17 protein-coding genes are annotated in these 18,198 nt (G+C 59.8%); 10 read left to right on the forward strand and 7 right to left on the reverse strand.

Annotated elements, in window-relative coordinates:
* The first annotated feature begins 17 nt into the window (after positions 1-17).
* From HMPREF2879_RS01835 to HMPREF2879_RS09290, 4 genes are all read left to right on the forward strand, one after another.
* On the forward strand, positions 18-473 hold the full coding sequence (locus tag HMPREF2879_RS01835) for a fluoride efflux transporter FluC (RefSeq protein WP_070634691.1): 456 nt from the start codon (positions 18-20) through the stop codon (positions 471-473).
* Positions 473-925 (forward strand): fluoride efflux transporter FluC, encoded by a 453-nt coding sequence (locus HMPREF2879_RS01840; protein ID WP_005504159.1) that lies wholly within the window; start codon positions 473-475, stop codon positions 923-925. Before HMPREF2879_RS01835 ends, HMPREF2879_RS01840 begins: the two co-directional genes overlap by 1 nt.
* Positions 926-1,150: 225 nt before the next feature.
* Positions 1,151-1,792 carry a VanZ family protein gene (locus HMPREF2879_RS01845; RefSeq protein ID WP_070634692.1) on the forward strand — a complete coding sequence of 214 codons (642 nt, stop codon included), beginning with the start codon at positions 1,151-1,153 and terminating at the stop codon, positions 1,790-1,792.
* 113 nt (positions 1,793-1,905) lie between these two features.
* Complete coding sequence (locus HMPREF2879_RS09290; protein ID WP_168160857.1) at positions 1,906-2,451, forward strand: ArsR family transcriptional regulator; 546 nt, start codon at positions 1,906-1,908, stop codon at positions 2,449-2,451.
* A 173-nt stretch (positions 2,452-2,624) separates the two neighbouring features.
* Here HMPREF2879_RS09290 and HMPREF2879_RS01855 read toward each other — a convergent pair whose 3' ends face one another.
* The 3 genes from HMPREF2879_RS01855 to HMPREF2879_RS01865 form a co-directional block, all read right to left on the reverse strand.
* Positions 2,625-3,632 carry an MIP/aquaporin family protein gene (locus HMPREF2879_RS01855; protein ID WP_070599537.1) on the reverse strand — a complete coding sequence of 336 codons (1,008 nt, stop codon included), beginning with the start codon at positions 3,630-3,632 and terminating at the stop codon, positions 2,625-2,627.
* A gap of 493 nt (positions 3,633-4,125) precedes the next feature.
* The gene (gene argE / locus HMPREF2879_RS01860) at positions 4,126-5,355 is read right to left on the reverse strand and encodes an acetylornithine deacetylase (RefSeq protein ID WP_070605250.1); all 1,230 of its coding nucleotides are present in this window, start codon (positions 5,353-5,355) and stop codon (positions 4,126-4,128) included.
* Positions 5,356-5,467: 112 nt separating this feature from the next.
* Positions 5,468-6,010 carry a flavin reductase family protein gene (locus HMPREF2879_RS01865; RefSeq protein WP_049354111.1) on the reverse strand — a complete coding sequence of 181 codons (543 nt, stop codon included), beginning with the start codon at positions 6,008-6,010 and terminating at the stop codon, positions 5,468-5,470.
* Between the two features lie 408 nt (positions 6,011-6,418).
* Between HMPREF2879_RS01865 and HMPREF2879_RS01870 the strand changes: the two genes are divergently transcribed.
* The 5 genes from HMPREF2879_RS01870 to HMPREF2879_RS01890 all read left to right on the forward strand — a co-directional run bounded on the left by HMPREF2879_RS01870 (position 6,419) and on the right by HMPREF2879_RS01890 (position 12,136).
* Complete coding sequence (locus HMPREF2879_RS01870; protein WP_070634693.1) at positions 6,419-8,422, forward strand: DUF6541 family protein; 2,004 nt, start codon at positions 6,419-6,421, stop codon at positions 8,420-8,422.
* Between the two features lie 171 nt (positions 8,423-8,593).
* On the forward strand, positions 8,594-9,331 hold the full coding sequence (locus HMPREF2879_RS01875) for a glycosyltransferase family 2 protein (RefSeq protein WP_012902671.1): 738 nt from the start codon (positions 8,594-8,596) through the stop codon (positions 9,329-9,331).
* On the forward strand, positions 9,332-9,709 hold the full coding sequence (locus HMPREF2879_RS01880) for a DUF2304 domain-containing protein (RefSeq protein WP_049350241.1): 378 nt from the start codon (positions 9,332-9,334) through the stop codon (positions 9,707-9,709).
* A gap of 51 nt (positions 9,710-9,760) precedes the next feature.
* On the forward strand, positions 9,761-10,636 hold the full coding sequence (locus tag HMPREF2879_RS01885; protein ID WP_070634694.1) for a glycosyltransferase family 2 protein: 876 nt from the start codon (positions 9,761-9,763) through the stop codon (positions 10,634-10,636).
* Positions 10,637-10,753: 117 nt separating this feature from the next.
* Entirely contained in the window at positions 10,754-12,136 is a 1,383-nt protein-coding gene (locus tag HMPREF2879_RS01890; protein ID WP_070634695.1) for a hypothetical protein, read from the forward strand.
* Between the two features lie 90 nt (positions 12,137-12,226).
* Here the strand turns inward: HMPREF2879_RS01890 and HMPREF2879_RS01895 are convergent, their stop codons facing one another.
* The 3 genes from HMPREF2879_RS01895 to HMPREF2879_RS01905 all read right to left on the reverse strand — a co-directional run bounded on the left by HMPREF2879_RS01895 (position 12,227) and on the right by HMPREF2879_RS01905 (position 15,460).
* The gene (locus tag HMPREF2879_RS01895) at positions 12,227-13,372 is read right to left on the reverse strand and encodes an acyltransferase (protein ID WP_070634696.1); all 1,146 of its coding nucleotides are present in this window, start codon (positions 13,370-13,372) and stop codon (positions 12,227-12,229) included.
* A 61-nt stretch (positions 13,373-13,433) separates the two neighbouring features.
* Positions 13,434-14,429 carry a glycosyltransferase family 2 protein gene (locus HMPREF2879_RS01900; protein WP_070634697.1) on the reverse strand — a complete coding sequence of 332 codons (996 nt, stop codon included), beginning with the start codon at positions 14,427-14,429 and terminating at the stop codon, positions 13,434-13,436.
* Positions 14,430-14,473: 44 nt separating this feature from the next.
* Positions 14,474-15,460, reverse strand: a complete 987-nt coding sequence (locus HMPREF2879_RS01905; protein WP_070634698.1) for a glycosyltransferase family 2 protein — start codon at positions 15,458-15,460, stop codon at positions 14,474-14,476.
* A gap of 241 nt (positions 15,461-15,701) precedes the next feature.
* Between HMPREF2879_RS01905 and HMPREF2879_RS01910 the strand changes: the two genes are divergently transcribed.
* Positions 15,702-16,994, forward strand: a complete 1,293-nt coding sequence (locus tag HMPREF2879_RS01910; RefSeq protein WP_070634699.1) for an MFS transporter — start codon at positions 15,702-15,704, stop codon at positions 16,992-16,994.
* A gap of 84 nt (positions 16,995-17,078) precedes the next feature.
* Here the strand turns inward: HMPREF2879_RS01910 and HMPREF2879_RS01915 are convergent, their stop codons facing one another.
* The gene (locus HMPREF2879_RS01915) at positions 17,079-17,993 is read right to left on the reverse strand and encodes a shikimate dehydrogenase (protein ID WP_070634703.1); all 915 of its coding nucleotides are present in this window, start codon (positions 17,991-17,993) and stop codon (positions 17,079-17,081) included.
* Positions 17,994-18,198: the final 205 nt, after the last annotated feature.

Here is an 18,198-nt window from a genome sequence, read left to right on the forward strand (position 1 = left end):
AGGGCAGGTACACGGTGATGAGGAACCGCGTGAGTATCCGGCAGAGGATAGGGGCCGTTCTAAACCGTGTACCTGCCCCTTTTCTTGTCTTTTTGGGCGGCGGCTTGGGTGCGCTGTGCCGCGTGCACACCCCAGGTGGCGTACTGGTGGCGAATCTTCTGGGCTCGTTCACCATGGGTTTGCTGACGGTTCTATGGAACGCGTACGCGGCGCGCGATGGTGAGGATCGAATTCACTCATTCCGCCTGCTCTTTGGTGCCGGAATGATGGGTGGCTACACGACCTATTCGTCTATTGCCGCGGTCATGGCGCAGACGATTTTTCTGCCGTACACGGTGCACGGCGGGTACATGGTGCTGGCGATTCTGGTGCTGCTGGTGGGTGGCCTGGTGGCCGCGGCCTCCGGCATGCTGACGGGTCGTTTTGTGGCGTCCCGCTTGGTGCCCGCCCGTGATGTTGAGGAGGGCCGCTAATGTTTTTCGCTTTGATGGTTTTCCTGTGCGGCGGTTTGGGTGCGATGACCCGCTTCTTCCTGGATAAGGCGATGTCGCCTCGCCTGCGTACGGAGTCGTCGATTATTAGCCCGGTGTTCGTGATTAACCTGGTGGGCTCGTTCCTGTACGGCCTGCTGATTATGCCGGTGTCTAATCCTCGCGCGCTGGGGGTGCACTATAACGCCACGGATCAGGTGGCGTTCTGGTGCACGGTGATTACGACCGGTCTGCTGGGTGGGTTTACGACATTTTCGACCGCCATGGTGGAGGCGCTGACCGCCCGTTCTGAGGGTAAGATGGTGAAGTTTCTGATGCTGTGGCTGGTGCAGGTTGTGGGTGCGATGGTGGCAGCTCTGGCGGGTGCGTTGCTGTTTGTGTTGCTATTTGGTCGGTATATTGCGCCGGTGTTCCCGCCGGATGTTTTGTACTGACGGCACCGGCTGTGGTGGTTCTCATGGCATGTTTGGGTGCGTGTACAGCTTTTTCACAGTTTCGCCTAGGGTGAGCCATAGAGCGGTCTTTTACACTGGTGGTGAACGATATGCGGCGGGCATGAACGGTAACCCGCTATATACCATCGGAAATATATGTTAGAACAGGCATATATGCAGGTGGAAAGCATATTACTCACTCTCACGACCTAAGGAACACACGGCATGCAGGAACTGCTCAGTAAACACATGATTGGCACCTTCGCCATCGAGATTGCGGCGCTTACTGTCGCACTCTCTATCATCGGGTTCATTGGTATGCGCCTGCGTGCCAAGAGGACCGGTCGAGCGCACAGCACCCGCCAATACCTGCTGACTGCATCTTTCGCGTTGTTCCTTGCCTCGATTCTTTCGCTGACGCTGACTCCGATTGGTAGCGCGAATAGCGTCACGAACCCCGAACTGTACTACCCGCGCTTCTATGTGGGCTGGAGCTGGCAGCAGGCGTGGGATCTGACTGCCGGCATGGGTCTGCGCCGCTTCGCAACGACCGTGTATGCGCAGCTCTTCTTCAATATCGCCATGTTTATCCCCTTGGGCTTCTTTACTGCGGGCTGCCTGCGCTGGGGTCTGCGCGCCACGGCGCTGAGTGGCTTCGCGCTGTCGAGCTTCATTGAGTTGAGCCAGTTGACCGGTAACTGGGGCCTGGCGGGCTTCACCTACCGCACTTTCGATGTGGATGACATTGTGAATAACACTGCTGGCGCGGTTCTCGGTGCGGTCTGCATCTGGGTGGTGCGCGCGATTCAGAAGCGTCGCGCGGCTAAGCATGACCGGGCGCTGGCAATGGCTACCGCCGCGGCCTAGTACCCCTCCAAATTAGCAGACGTTTTCATAACATGATTGATATAATTCATGTTATGAAAACGTCTGCTCCTAGCCTCCTTCCCATCTTGCGTAGCGACCTGCAGGGTGAAGTGATGGCATTGCTGTTCTCTCACCCTGAGCAGCAATACACGGTGTCACAGATTGCTGATGCGACACGTGCATCGTTGCCGACTGTTTCCCGAGAGGTGAATCGTCTAAATCAATCTGGTCTGGTGACTGTCCAGAATGTTGGTAGGACCCGTATGGTGCAAGCCAAGGTTGATAATCCGGTGGGTCAGGCGATGCGTCAGTTGATTCTGGTAACGTATGGCCCCGTTCCGGTGCTCCGGGATACATTGCAGGGCGTTTCCAATATTGAGGGTGCTGCTATTTATGGTTCGTGGGCTAGCCGTCGTTCTGGGGTGGCGGGGCACGTGCCGAATGATATTGATGTGCTGGTTGTGGGCTCCCCTTCACGGCAGAAGCTGTATGAGGCTATCGATGATGCTGAGCAGAAGCTTGGCTATGAGGTAAACGTGAAGCGGCTATCTCCTGAGGCTTGGAATTCGCAGGATGGCTTCGTGCAGACTGTGCGGTCGCGTCCTATGGAGGTTCTCTTTGGGCAGCTGGAGGTAAACGATGTCCACGCTGAAGCCTAAGCTGGGACCTTTTTAAGGTGCACTTCTCATCATCACCTCCGAAGCTTTTCCGTGAGGTAGACGCAACGAACCCCTCATTTTCATAACCTGACCGATATTGTGCAGGTTATGAAAATGAGGGGTTCGCCGTTTTTAGATGAAACCCTAGACAGGGAAGTTCTCGGGCGGGAAGACTAGTCGTCCTCAATCACCTGGTTGACGACGCGGGTGCTACGGTTGCCCTTCACCTCTTCGGGCAGCAGAATCGGCATGGAACCGGTCGGCGTGTAGGTTGCCGCGCGTGCCGCCGCGGTAGCGTGGGTGTCCTCAAACTCGGGGATGACCTCGGAGCTGGGTGCGCGGTACAGGTGGCTATTAGCCCACCACGCGAAGAGCAGAACCACAAGTGCCAGAGCACTGGAAACGAACAGCCACGGGCTGACCTGACCCTCGTAGTAGAGCTTGAAGAATGCGCCACCCATGAAACCGCCGGCAATCGGGCCGCAGATCGGAACCCACGCGTAGAACCAGCGCGAGGAGCCCTTATCGTGGATGGGCAGCAGGGCGTGCATGAGGCGCGGACCGAAGTCACGGGCGGGGTTCAGGGCGTAGCCGGTCTGACCGCCCAGGCCGATGACGAGTACGGTGACCATGAAGCCGAAGGCGAGGGGCTTGAGCACGTCGTTGAGGTTGAGAGAGAGTTCCACACCGCCGCTGATGGACGGCTTGAAGTTCACGCCGGTGTACAGTGCCGAGAAGACCAGCATGAACGTGCCGATCATTTCGGAGAGGGCGTTGGTGAAGTAGTTGTGAATAGCGGGGACGGTGCCGAAAACGCCGAGCTTAATCTTCTTGTCGGCGGTTGCTTTCCAATGCGGCAGGTAGTTGAGGTAGACCAGTCCGGCGCCGACCATTGCGCCGAGTACCTGGGCGATGATGTAGCCGGGGACCTTCTCCCAGGAGAACTCGCCGAACGCTGCCAGGCCGATAGACACGGCGGGGTTGAGGTGGCCGCCGGAGTAGGCGTGGGAGGCGTAGACGCCGAAGGTGACGGCGAAACCCCAGCCGAAGGCGATGGTGAAGAAGTTGTCGCCGTGGCCTTTGGATCGGCGAAGTTCGACGTTGGCGATGACGCCGCAGCCGATGGTGCACATGATGAGCGTGCCGAGGAATTCGGCGAGGTAGGGGCTGATGGTGTACACGGGGTGTCCTTCAGGTAGTGAACTGCGGGTGGTAAACCGGGATTCGGTCGGGTGCGCAGTGCCGAGCGTGAGGGAGGTGTGGTTTTGTGTGGGTTATGCCGCCCGAGTGGCGTGTTTAACCTTTGGCATCTATGGAACCCTGAATACCCTAGAAGGGCAATACTTTTGTGTTATTTCACCCTTAGACATAAGCGGTTTTTCGGGTTTTTCGTTTAAAAATAAATGTGGCGAATGAGGGGAAAATCGGTCATAGTCCACACCTTGGACTCATTCCATAAACTCGCGGTTGAACCCATGGAGAAACTCACGAATAAACCCGCGATCAAACCAACACTCACCCCCGCCATCAGCACCCGCCCACACCACTTGCCATCAGCATAGAATGCCCGGGCACCTCACGGGGTACCCGGGCAGTTTCTGTAATTTTTTATGCGGCTCTAACTGCGGCTCTTGCGAACCGCGGTGGACTGGCTGTTACGCCGCTACACGGCTACTACTTGGCGCTCGCCCAGTCGAGAATCGCCTCGAAGAAGCGCTCGCATTCGCTCAGCTGCTCCAGCTCAATCCACTCGTTCGGGGAGTGCGCCTGGGCAATATCGCCGGGGCCGCAAATGATGCTCTGCACGCCGGCGCGCTGGAACTGGCCCGCTTCGGTGCCGTAAGTGACCTTCTGCGGTGCGTCATTGGTGCCCAGCCACTCGTGGGCGAGGTGCACGATGGGTGCGTCGTCCTCGGTACCCAGGCCCGGCACGGCTGCGAGCAGTTCGTGCTTCACACCCACGCGGGAGGTGAGGCTACCGGGCTCCGCGCCGGTCAGCTTTTCGGCACGTGCGGCGCGCGCCTGCAGGTCGGGCAGGATGACCTCGGAAAGCTCGCGGTCAATGCGCTCCACGAAGGATTCGGTGGTCACCTGCGGTAGGGTACGCACATCGTACTCTACGACCGCCTGCTCAGCGACGATGTTGTACTGCAGGCCGCCGGTTGCCAGGTTCACGCTGCCGGTGGAGTGGGGAATGATGAACGACTCGTCGAAGGGGCCTTCATCTTCCCACTGGTCCGCCATGTCGGTGAAGAAGGTGATGAACTCGCCTGCTGCGGCAACCGCGTTCACGCCATGGGTGGCGAGGGAGCCGTGCTTGGGCACGCCGGTGAAGGTGATGCGACCGCGGTGCGCACCCTTGTGCGCCGAGATAATGCGCATGCTGGAGGGCTCACCAACAATCGCATAGTCGGGGGCGAGGTCGCGCGCCACGAACTCCTCAATGAGGGAGGGTGCACCGACGCAACCGATCTCTTCATCGTAGGAGAACGCGAAGTGCAGGGGAGTGCGCAGCTTCGCCTCGGCAACGCGCGGCAGCAGCCAGAGCGCGACGGCGAGGAAGCCCTTCATATCGCAGACACCGCGGCCGTAGGCGCGGGTACCCTCCACGCGCAGGGTGAACGGGTCGGCGTCCCACGCCTGACCGGCGACGGGTACGACGTCCGTGTGGCCGGAGAGGATAACGCCGCCTCGGGTGGTGCCGTCAGCGGCGGGGATGGTGACCAGCAGGTTGGCGCGGGTGCGGTCCTCGTTGTAGGTGCGCACGCCGCTGTAGCCGTAGCGGGCAAATTCGGCTTCGATGAGCTCAATAAGTTCCAGGTTGGAGGTTCCGGAGACGGTGGGGATCGCGATGAGCTTTTCGAGCCAGGGGAGGGATGCGGGCTGGGTGGTCTGAGCCGTCATAACTATTCCTTCTGCAATGTAATGCTGTGCGCTTTTATGTTCAGGGTACGCCGCGGGGCGGTATTCGTCGCCTCATGGTCGTCGAATACCGCCCCGTGACCCCTGCGCGGGGTTAGATGCTGTAGTTGTTCACGTTCGAGTGGTCGCCCAGCGCGTGGAAGTTACGCGAGTGGTAGACCAGCGGGGTGCCTTCGCAGTCGTTGCGGATGAACTCTTCAACCTGCGCGGTGAAGACGAGTGCGGGGCCTGCCTCAACGCGGCTGAGCGGGGTTGCGCGCAGTACACGGCGTACGCCGTGGACGAGGGGCTCGCCGGTGTGGACGAATTCCCAGGTGCTGGGGTCGTCGAAGCGGGGGTAGTCGTGGGTTGCGAAGTTCTTCGCGAGGGTGACATTCTCAGCGTCGAGCATGTGCACGAGGAAGGAGGAAGCAGCCGCGATCTTTGCTGCGGAGCCGCTGTTTGCCTTGAGGGAGAAGGCGATGATGGGCGGTTCTGCGGCGACGGAGGTCAGCGAGGAGGCGGTGAAGCCTGCGGGGTCGCCGTTTTCGTCGGTGGCGGTGATGATGGCGACGCCGGCGGGCTGGTGGCCGAAGGCGAGCTTGAACTGCTCGGTGGTGTCGGCGAGGGGTGCCGGTGCTGCAATGGTTTCGGTCATGATCGACCCTTTCTTCTGCGGCTGCGTTTGAGGGTTCGTCCTGATGTGTATGCGTTGGACGACCCTTTGTATAAGGGGAGATATGTTTCAGAGTAAAGCTAATGGGTGCTGAACACCTTATTTATTGCCCTATGTTTCTTAGGTGCACCTTTCATGACATAGGGCGCGAAATATTACGTCATATTCTTCGCCGTTCGGGGGCTTGCCGGAGGTGTTCTGCGGGATGTTCCGCGGGGTGCCCCGTGAAAGGCTCCGAACGGTCGGTTTTGGGTGCTGTCCCTCTCTATTCCGCGGGGTTTCGCGGGGGTGATGAGGGCTCTAGGGTATCCTTGCTTGGTACGCGAAAGCGCACCGCTCCCCGTATTTGAGGGGTTTTCGGGTGCGTGAACTGTGGGGAGAAGAGGGTTAATGAGCTGGTTGGCAACTATTCCGCTGCTACTTTTTGCGGTCGTGTTGGCTTTTGGCCCCGGCTATGCAATGGGCTGGGCGCTGCGTGTTCCCGCACGTCTGCGCGTCTTCCTCTCTCCGCTCCTGTCCTTTGCCCTGATTGCCGTCTCGGCAATTGTGCTGGGTAAGATCGGGATTGCGTGGAACCTGATTTCCTTCGTAGTGGTCGCGGTCGTGTTGGTGGCTACGGCAGCGGGCCTGATGTGGCTAGTGGGTCGCCGCTGGCCCGCTCTGACCTCCGCAGAGTGGCCGGGTAACGATGTTCCTGTGGCGTGGCCGGTGGTGGGTGCTGTTTTAGGCGGATTCCTGGTGCTGCACATGACCGAGGACATGGTCTACGGACCTGAGGCGTTCTCGCAGAGCCTGGATAACTCATTCCATATGAATGCAATCCGTTGGATTCAGGAGCACGGTGACGCGTCGAGCCTGACCCTGGGCGCGGTATCTGCGGCAGACCAGCAACCGGCATTTTACCCGGCGGGTTGGCATGATTTTGTGTCCCTGATTTATAGCACTACGGGTACGAGCATTGCGACTGCCACCATCGTGACCGTGTTACTGGCTGCCAGCATTTTGTGGCCCTGCTCGCTGGTGGCGCTAAGCCTGAGCATCCCGAAGCTGCGTCGCCTGCAGGCGTTGGCAATCCCTGCGCTGACCTGTGGTTTTGCCGCCTTCCCCGGTCTGTTGTTGCGCTGGGGTGTGCTCTTCCCGAATCTGCTGGGTTACGCTCTGGTGCCATCATTTGTGGCACTCATGGTATGCCTGGTGCAGGTGATGGTGCGCGGCGAGTACGCAGCTCTGCTTTCCCTGTGTCTTGCCGCCCTGGTGGGTGTCGCGGGTCTAGCGCTTGTGCATCCGAACGCGGTGGTGTCTGCTGTGGTCTTTGCTCTGCCGCTGGTGCTGGCCGGGGTGGCGTGGGTAGTGCGCTCACGCGAGCTGACCTCTCGCCAGAAGTGGGTGGGATCCGCTCTACTCGGGCTGGTAATTCTTGGGTGTGTGGGTGCCTGGTGGTTCCTGCGTCCCGGCGCATCTGCCAGCAACACGTGGGAGCCTATGCTCACCGAGGGTGAGGCGCTCTACCAGTTCCTCTTCCTGGGCTTGGAGAACGCCAATCAGTTGAGAGATACATTCAACCCCTCGTATCTGGCCGGTTTCCTGGCTCTGTGGGGCGCGGGGTACCTACTGTACAAGCGCCGTAACCTGTGGCTGATTGCCAGCTGGGTGCTGATTGGTTACCTATGGATTGTATCCGCCTCGGTGCCGCGCGGCGAGTTCCGTCTGCTGATGGTGGGCCCCTGGTACACAGATCACTTCCGTCTGGCGGCTCTGGTGGTATTCCCCTCGGTGATTCTGGCTGGTATCGGCTTGGGCGGCTTCGTGGAAGGTCTGCTTACCTGGGTTGCGCGCCGCGCGCCGCGCCCGGCACGATTGAAGGTTGCGACCGTCGGCATGGGCGTTGCGATGGTTCTGGTACTGGTAGTTGCTGGTCTTTCTTCGCGTGTACCCTCGGTGCAGGAGACAACTCTGGCGGTATCGCAGGAATACCGAGTGACCCCGACCTCTGTGGTGCTGAATCAGGACGAGATGAACGTCATTAACGAGATCCCGAAGATCGTGCCGAAGGGCGATGTGATCGTGAACAACCCCTGGGACGGTAGCGCCTATATTTACGCGCTGGCAGATCGTCACCTGACGGGATACCACTTCGAGTTTGAGACCTCACCCAAGTACTCGGCAATTATGCACAACCTCAAGGACGCTCGTACAAATCCGGAGGTATGCCGCGAGGTGAACAAGTACAAGGCCCACTGGTACGTTCACCTGGAGAACCAGTTGAACTTCGGCCCAGACGCAAAGAAAAACTACGACGGCCTCGTGGCTGCTATTGATACGGACGTTCTGACCCCGGTGTACTCCTCGGGTCCGATGACTCTGTATCGCATTAGCGCTTGCGATAATAACTAGTATCTGGCACTTTTGGGCTGCCTGAAGTATTGCGGGGGTGGCGTGGAGACTAGACCACCCCCGCGGTGCTACTTCGAGCGTCGTTAAGAGAGTGCTGATAAGATGTAAAACCGGTATGCCTTTGTGTGCATACTAGCTTCCGTATGCCATATACACAAGAGATAGCACCGCATGGAATCAGAGACTTTTAAGCAGACCCCTCGACCCCTCATCATTATGCCCGCGTGGAATGAAGAGGAAGTTATTGGGGGCACAATTGAAGAACTTTTCCGCATGATGCCTGAGGTCGATCTGGTGGTCGTCAATGATGGATCCACCGACCGCACCTCTGAGATTGCGCGCGCTACCGGCGCTTTCGTGATTGATCTTCCCTACAACATGGGTATCGGTGGCGCTTTGCGCACCGGTTACAAGTATGCTCGCCAAGCTGGATATGATTGCGCGATTCAGGTTGATGCTGATGGCCAGCATGACCCGAAGGGTATCCGCACTGTGCTTGCTGGCCTGGAGGACGTCAACATTTCGATTGGTTCCCGCTTTGCTGAGGCGACGAACTATAAGGTGTCTGGTCCGCGTAAGTGGGCGATGGTGGTTCTGGCCCGTATGTTTACGATGATTTCAGGCGAGAAGTTCACCGACGCCACCTCCGGCTTCCGTGCGGCAGACCGCAAGGCGATTGAGCAGTATTGCGAGCATCTACCTGCTGAGTATCTGGGTGACTGTATCGACGCCTGCGTGATGGCGATTCGTTCTGGCTTGACTGTAAAACAGGTGCCGGTTGAGATGCGTGAGCGTCAGGGCGGTACTCCTTCTTCAAGCCCGTGGAAGTCTGCGGTGTACCTGGTTCGTTCTTTCTTCTCGTTTGGCATGTCGATGACTCGCCAGAAAACGAATGTGGGGTCTAAGTAAATGAGTGCAAATATTTTCTTCCTTCTCATCGTGGTGGTGATGGAGGTTCTCGTTCTGGCGCAGGTACGCAACCAGAAGATGAAGGAAAAGTACGCCGCACTGTGGCTTATTGTTGGCGTCATCATGATTGTGTTGGCGCTTTTCCCGAAGCTTTTGGATTCCCTCTCGCGTCTGGTGGGTATTGAGACCCCGGTCAACCTGCTGTTCCTACTGGCGATTATTATGCTGATGGGTATTAGCTTGCACTTGACCCTGGCTATCTCGAAGATTACGGATGATATGCGTACCCTCGCTGAAGAAGTTGCGATTATGAAGGCTCTTCAGCGTCAGCCGCAGGGCGCTTCCCGCGCTACGGAGCGAGAGCAGAAGAAGCCCTAAAGCCCCTGATTTTTATACGTTTCTACACGTTTGAGCTTGGAGTAATACCTCATGACCGTTGATATTCTGTTCCCCTACTACGGCGACGTTGCCATGATGAAGCAGGCTGTGCTGTCCGTGGTCGGTCAGACCAACCCGGACTGGCGCCTGATTGTTGTCGATGACGGCTACCCGGACGACTCGATTCCCGGATGGTTCGAGTCGCTGAAGGATGAGCGCATCACCTACATGCGTAATGAGAAGAACTTGGGCGCGAACGGTAATTACCGCAAGTGCTTGACTTTTGTAGAGAATGACCTGGTCACCGTCATGGGTGCTGATGATGTCATGCTCCCCAACTATGTGCAGTGGCTGGTGGATTCGGCGGCGAAGCACCCCGAGGCATCCATTTTCCAGCCTGGCGTGGTTGTGATTGATGAGAACAACGGCCTGTCGAACACCCTGGTGGAGCAGACTAAGGCGTTCTACCGCCCCAAGGGTGAGGCTGTTCTGCAGGGTGAGGAGCTGGCTACCTCCCTGCTGCGCGGCGCGTGGTTCTACTTCCCGTCCTTGGGCTGGCGTAAGGACGCTATTGTGGGCACTGGCTTCCGTGAGGGCCTGAATGTTGTGCAGGATATGGCGCTGATTCTGGACATTACGATGCGCGGCGGCTCCCTGTACTATGATCCGCAGGTTGCGTTCATGTACCGTCGTCACGGTGGTTCTGACTCGTCTTGGCGTGCTCTGGAGGGCACCCGCTTTGATGAGGAGCGCCGCTACATGAACACTATTGCTGATGAGATGGCTGCCCTGGGTTGGACGAAGGCTGCTCGCGTGGCTCGTATTCGCTTCTCTTCGCGTGCTCACGCGCTGACTCTGCTGCCGAAGGCAGCCCTGGCGAAGAAGTGGCAGGGTGTTAAGAACCTTGCCGAGCATGTGGTGAAGTAAACCTATATTTGTGTGCGGTGCGTCGTACATCCTGCGGTGGATGTGCGGCGCATCTGCGTATGTAATGATGGTCTGTGTTAGCGGCTAGTGTTGGCGGCTAGGAACGAGGAGGACACCGTGGAAGCCCAAGATACTGTAGGAGCCCAGGACGCCGTTGAGGCTCAGCCTTCGGGCACGGTCACCCGCTACCAGTCCCTGGCGCTTTTGGGTTCGTCCCTGTTGGCGGCGGTCTCCACGCTGGTGGTGACGATGATTGCTCAGCGTGCCCTGAATGGTTCGGAGCTGACGGAGTTCCTGCTGTTTTGGGCGGCGCTTTTCACGGTGACCGGCATTATTACGGGCATTCAGCCGGAGATTACGCGCGCGGTGGGTACGGCACGCACCCGTGCTGTAGCTGACAGGGCTGCATCCGGCGGGGCTGCATCCGGCGGGGCTACATCTGCTGAGGGTTCCGCGCCGCAGGGCGCTCGCGTGGTTACGGTGACCGCGGCTCTGGGTGCTATCGCCGGTGCGTTGGTGCTGGTGAGCTCCCCGCTGTGGGCGGCTCAGCAGATTCCGCACTCGGCGGCAGTGGGCGTGGCCGTCATGGCGGTGGGCGTGTTCCTCTACGCCCTACAGGCGACCATCAGCGGTGTGACCGCCGGTGAGGACCGCTGGTATCTTTTTGCGGCGGTGGGCGGTCTGGAATCTGCCGGGCGCCTCATCCTCATGTTTGCGGCTGCGCTCATGATTCCTTCCCTTGCCGGTCTTGAGGTGGCAACCGTCGTGCCGATGGGTCTGTGGCTTATCCTGGCGTTCGTGACTGTCTCGGGTCGCCGCCTGTGGGTTGCCCGCGCCGATGTGCCTGCGGGTCGCCTGACGACCAATATCCTCTGGTCGTTCCTGTCCTCTGCCGCCGCGGCGGTGCTGATGATGGGTTTCCCGAATGTGCTGAAGGCGAGCGGTGCCGCGGAGAGCGAGCCAGTCGTGCTGGGCACCCTGATCCTGGCGATTTCCATTACCCGTTCGCCGATTATGATTCCCCTGCAGGCGTTCCAGGGTGTGGCGGTTTCTGCTTTCTTGAAGCAGCGCCACCGCCCCGTAGCGGCGTTCATTAAGCCTGCCGCCGCAGTGGTGGCTGTGGGCGCTGCGGGCGCGTTGGCGGCGTACCTGGTGGGTCCGCTGCTGTTCCGCCTGATTTACCCGCCCGCCGCAGGTGCAGAGTCCGCGTACGAGGCGGCAGCCTCCGGCATCACCCTGGGTGCGCTGGTCTTCGCCTCGGCACTGCTGGCGCTCATGACCCTCTCGGGCAATATGGCGCTCGCGGTGAACCAGCACCGCATCTACCTCGCCGGCTGGGTGGTTGCCGCGGCGGTGACCTTGAGCTTGGCGTTCCTGATCCCCGCGCCGCTGGTGCCGCGCGCTATCGTGGCGTTGGCGGTCGGCCCGGTCTGCGGCTTCGTGGTGCACATGGTGGGCGTGGCTTTGGCATCCCGCGCGGAAGAAGCTCACGCCGAGTAGCTTAAAAACCTCTGCTTAAAAACCTATGGGAGGGGCACGTACATCACGTACGCGCCCCTCCCATAGGTTTACCCGGTAGGCGGCTCACCGCTAGGGAATCAGCCACTTACGAACCGGCGGAATCCAGCGCAGCAGCCACACCAAAATCAGCGAAGAAGCCCACACCAGCAGCGCGTAGGGTGCCTCCAGACGATAATCCACCAGCGGCCAACCGTAGGCGGCGAGGCCCTGAATAATCAGCAGGTGAATCAGGTACACACCAAAAGTCAGAGCTGACAGCTTACGCAGACCCGTCTGAACCGCCTCCGGCAGACGATTCAGCGGCAGAGACTTGAAGAATACAAAAACCGCCGAAGCCCAGAAAATCGTCGGAACAGACAGGTACTCGGTCGCCAAACCGCCCAGACCCGGGTGGTTCAGCACCAGGTACGGGCCCACCAGAATATGCGTCAGGGAACCGGCAATACCCAGCACATAGATGACCAGACGCCACGGCAGGCTGAACTCCGTATTCGCCAGCGCATAACCTAAGAAGCAGAAGCCCACATACCCCACAATGGGTGCAGAGAACTCCGGCATAAACTGCGGATTAATCTTCTGCAGAGAAGCAGTTGCAATGGGCATCAGCAGACCCAGAGCAGCCATCAGCCACGCCAGCTGCACCTTCTTCTCACCGGCACCGCGCAGGGCGTACGAGAAGATCGGCAACACCAGGTACACACCGATGAGTGCCTCCAAATACCAGAGGGTCACACCCACCTTGTTCGGTGCCAGCAGTACCGCCAGAATCTCCTCACCCGTAGGCAGGGGAGTGTGCATAAACCAGCTGCGTGCAAAGAGATACACCTGACCCCACACCAGCAGCGGAATCAGAATCTTCGTGAAACGCTTCTTATAGAACGTGCCGACACTCTCACGGTTCGTGAAATTCAGCAGGGTAATACCCGAGGCCATGAAGAAAAGCGGCACCGCGGCAACCGCGGTACCCGAAAGAATGTTCTCGAGAACCCAACCGGGCGAATCATAATCCACCCGGTAGTTGAACCGCACGTGCAGCGCCACCACGAAGATAATGGCGAGAACATTAATAAGATCCAGGTACACCTTTCGCGCAGGTCTAGGGCGGCTCGCGGCAGGTGCGGAAGCCGCCTGAGACTCAGCTCGGGATTCGGCCGGGGACTCAGGCTTAGCCTCCACAGGGGACGCCACCCGCGCCGATGCAGGTTTGGAGGACATGAAAATCCACTCCAATCAATGTGTGTGAGTGTGACGAAACATGGGTGCACGCACCCGAAATCTAAAGGTTATAGACCCGCTTAACGTACGCACCGTACAGCAGACGGTACAGCGCCGTGCTGGTCTTCAACAGCAGGCCGGCGGCACCAAACACCGGGCGGATGCGCAACGCAAGCAGCGCATCGCGCACCGTAAAACCGGCACGGCAACCCGCCAACACCGCCGATGCGCTCTCGCCGCCCACAATCAGCGCCTGCTGCGCATTATTCAGGTACGCAAGAACACGAGCAATCGTCAGCGCCTCCTGACCGGCAGGCAGATGATACGTGCTCGTACGCTGCAGAGACTTCTCAAAATATTCCAGCAGGCGGCGCGTCTCATCCAGGGGAGTGATACGGCTCCACGTCAGGCTTGCCGCGCTCACCGCGTAGGCGTACAGCGGCTCATCAATGACGGTCACGCTCTGCGCTCGCAGGTAGCAGTCCAGGATGACGCACTCATCCTCGGCGCGGCGAATATCTGCCGGGAAGTAGATGCCCTCCAGCAGGGAACGGTCAATGAGTTTATCCCAAGGGTAGGGGGACAGCTCATCCTTGAGCAGGGCGAACGCCGCCTCCTGACCGGTCAGTATGCCGGGGGTGCCCTTCAGACGCTGCGTAATCGAACCGTCGGCCGCCACCATATTGTGGGCGCAATTGACCACCTGCGCGCCGGTACGCTCCGCGTGGTAGTGCAGGCGTTCCAGGAAGGTCGGGTAGAGAATGTCGTCGGAATCGAGGAACGCCACCCACGCGCCGCGCGCCTCATCCAGGCCCTGATTACGCACCGCGGAAGGACCCTGGTTCTCAGGGTTATTGAACACGCGCACACGCTCATCCGGGTTCTGCTGCAGGTACTCGGTAATCAGCTGCGCCGAATCATCCGGGGAGCCGTCAATCATGACCAGAAGCTCAAAATTGGGGTCGGTCTGCGCCAGCACCGACTTAATCGCCGTAATGACAGTGGAGGCGGTGTTGTAGACCGGCATAATGATGCTCGTGCGAGGGATGGCAGACATGGGGTGGGAACCTTTGAGAACGGGGCTGATAAGAACGTTGAAGTTTACATGCTGTAGGCGCGGCGAACGTACGCGCCGTACAGGGTGCGGTACAGGGCGGGGGAGAGCTTCAACAGCAGGCTCGCCGCACCCACCACCGGGCTAGAACGCAGCGCCGGTACAACCCAACCCCACTCGATCTGGCGGCGGCACTCGCGGATTACCTCGTCCGAGTCGGCGCTATTGCTCATGAGCGCCTGCTGCGCATTATTCAGGTAGGTCAGCGCAGAAGAAATCGCCATCGCCTGCTGACCCTCCTTCGAGGAGAGTAGCGGCGCACCCGCTTCACGCATGTAGCGGGTGTGGCGGATGCTTTCCTCCACCGGGGTCACGCGGCCCCAGGTCAGGCCCTCAGAGCCCATGTGGTACAGGTACAGGCAATCCGGGATAACCTCAAGCTTCTGCGCCTGCATGAGACACTCAAAGACCGCGAGGGCATCCTCGGCGCGGTGAATATCGGTCGCGAAACGTACCGAAGAGAAGAGCGAAGCGCGGAAAATTTTATCGTGCACAAACCCCGTAAAACGGTTCAGCAGATAGTTGATGGCAATATCGCGACCCGTGTACGTACCGGGCGCATCCTGCGGGCGGTCCATCGTGGAGCCGTCGGCGCGGGCAATGGTGTGACCGCAGGTTGCCACATCCGCGCCGTTACGTGCCGCCGCGGCGTGTAGGCGCTCCAGGAATTCGGGGCGGTACGTGTCATCAGAATCAATGAACGTAATCCACTCGCCGCGCGCCTCATCCAGACCCTGATTACGTGCCGCAGACACGCCAGCGTTCTGCTCATTGTCGAACAGGCGGATGCGGGGGTCGGGGGTGTTCTGCAGGAACTCGCGAATGACCTTCGAGGAATGGTCAGGGGAACCGTCAACCACTACCAGCAGCTCAAAGTCGGGGTCGGTCTGTGCCAGAACGGACTCCATCGCGGCGACGACAGTGTCAGCCGTGTTGTAGACCGGCATGATAATGCTGGTGCGCGGTGAAGACATGGTACCCCTTAGAGAACATTGGCGACGGAGAACATCGGTGACGGAACTACATACAGATACATCATACGGGGGCTGGGGGTATCAGCCTGCTATTCCTACTTCAAACCTTGGGAACTTAGGTAACCCTATGGAAAATGGGTGGGGTGCTCCCTACACTGGAAGGGCACATTGACAGACCGCGCGGGCCGCCCACACCGCGGCCCCGCCCCTCCCAACGGGTACACCACCGAAGGAGCCACCCATGAGCCGACGCACCGACGCGCCCGCCCGATCACCACGACGAGCCGCCCTCGCCAGCTGGATAGGCTCCGCCCTCGAATACTACGACTTCGCCGTCTACGGCACCGCCGCGGCAATCGTACTCAACCGCATCTTCTTCCCCGAAGACACCGCCGCCATCGGCATCCTCAAGTCCATGGTGGTTGTGGGCGTCGCCTACGTTGTGCGACCCTTTGGCGCCATGATTGTTGGGCCCCTCGGTGACCGTTACGGCCGCCGATTCGTCCTGATGCTCACCCTCTTCCTGATGGGCTTTGCAACCTTCGCAATCGGTTGCCTGCCGACCTATAGCGAGGCGGGTATTATCGCGCCGATTCTGCTGGTCGCCTGCCGTATGCTTCAGGGCCTCTCCGCCGCCGGTGAGCAGGCAAGCTCCATCTCCATCTCCCTGGAGCACGCCCACGAACACCAGCGCGCCTTCACGACCAGCTGGACCCTGCAGGGCACCCAGTTCGGCTCGCTACTGGCGACCGCCGTGTTCATTCCCTTCGCTGCCCTGCCGGACGAGCACCTGCTCACCTGGGGCTGGCGCGTACCCTTCTGGCTCTCCGCCTTCGTGGTGGTGACCGCCTGGCTGATTCGCCGCACCCTCTCCGAGCCGCCCGCCTACCTGCAGCGCGAAAAGCTCACCGAATCCCCGCTCATGCTGGTCTTCAAGCACCACAAGCGCGCTGTGCTCACCATCGCCGTGTGCGCCATGGTCAACACCGTGAACATGGTCTTCACGACCTTCGCGCTTTCCTTCGCCACCAAGGGTTACGGCCTTGACCGCAGCACCATGCTGCTGGTGCCGGTCGCCTCCAACACCCTCGGTCTGATTGCGATTCCGCTCGCCGCTATGCTTGCCGACCGGATCGGTCGTAAGCCCGTGTTCATTACCGGTGCGGTGGCTTCTTCCCTGGTGATGTTCCCGTACCTCGGGGCGATTGCCGAGGGTAACTGGGTGGGTATCTTCGCCTACGGCGTGCTCATGCACGGTGCGCTGTACTCCATGGCGAACGGCGTGTGGCCTGCCTTCTATGCGGAGATGTTCCCGACCCGCGTGCGCGTGACCGGCCTGGCGTTGGGTACCCAGATTGGCTTCGCAATTTCTGGAGGCGTGGCGCCCGCCGTGGCGACGAGCCTCGCCGGTGCCGACCTGCATAATGCGGTGCTGCCCGCCGTGTTCACGGTTGCCATGTGTGTGCTCGTGGCGTTGGGTGCGCTGACGGCTCGTGAGGGGTACAAGAAGTCCCTGGCTGAGCTGGATGCATAGCCCACAGAATATATTCCGTATATAGAATAAATACAGGTGGGGTTGGATAGTTAGCTATCCAACCCCACCTGCGTGTTTAACTTTCTAATCTCCCTGCTGTGCCGCAATCAGCGCCTCAAAATGAGCCGCCATACGCTCGGCGTTCGGTTCCAGTCCGGTGAAGAGACGGAACGCATCTACCGCCTGACCCACCGCCATGTAGCCGCCCGTCAGCACCTCGCACCCGGCGGCACGCGCCGCGCGCACCAGCTGCGTCTGTTGCGGCAGGTAGATGACGTCCGCAACCCACAGGCCTTCACGCAGCACCCCGGCGCTCAATGCCGACTCGCTCAACGGCATACCCGGATGCACGTGCATACCCACCGGGGTTGCATTCACCAAACCCTGAGCTTCCAGTAGAGCTTCAATGAGGCGCTCGTCGTCGCTCAGCACCTCGATTCGGGTCTGCGGGAAGAGCCCACCCAGCTGCTCCGCAAGCCCCTGCGCCTTCGCTGCGTCACGCTCAAAGAGACTCAGGCGGCGCACCCCCAGGCGGCACAGGGCGTACGCCGTGGCGCTACCGGCACCGCCAGCACCCAACTGCGCCACGTGTTCCAGGCGCGCCGGATCCTCTGCCACCTGCGGCAGACCGCGCTTCAGACCCGCAATGAACCCGGAGTAGTCCGTGTTATCGCCGTAGAAGCTGCCATCCTCGCCAATCACCACGCAATTGACCGCGCCCAGGGCGCGTGCCGCATCCGAAAGCTCGTCCAGGTGTTCCATGACCGACTGCTTGCACGGGTGCGTGATATTGAAAGCGTTGAAGCCGAGTAGTGCCGCCGCATCCAGAAGTGCCGGGGCAGAGGCGCCATCCAGGTTCAGGGCGTCCAGGTCGACGGGGCGGTACAGGTAGCGCACCCCGTGCGCGTCTGCCTCCGCCTCATGCATGGGAGGGGTCAGGGAAGAGGTGATGCCGTCACCAATGAGACCCACCAGGAAAGATTCAGTACGCAAACTCATAGTTTCACTGTACGTGTCCACCCCTCAAGATGCACCTACTTTCTTGAACCCGTACCAAATGCGCGCTGGATTTGGGAAGAAGATAAAAATAATTTCTACGCCCACAAGAGCGATATGTCTGACAGAAACACCTCGAAGGTATAAGCTTGGTATAAGTGCTCGCGCGCCACGGTGCGCACATGAGACCACACAGACACCGTCACAG

This window comes from Rothia sp. HMSC069C04 (genome assembly GCF_001812895.1).
Lineage (GTDB): Bacteria > Actinomycetota > Actinomycetes > Actinomycetales > Micrococcaceae > Rothia.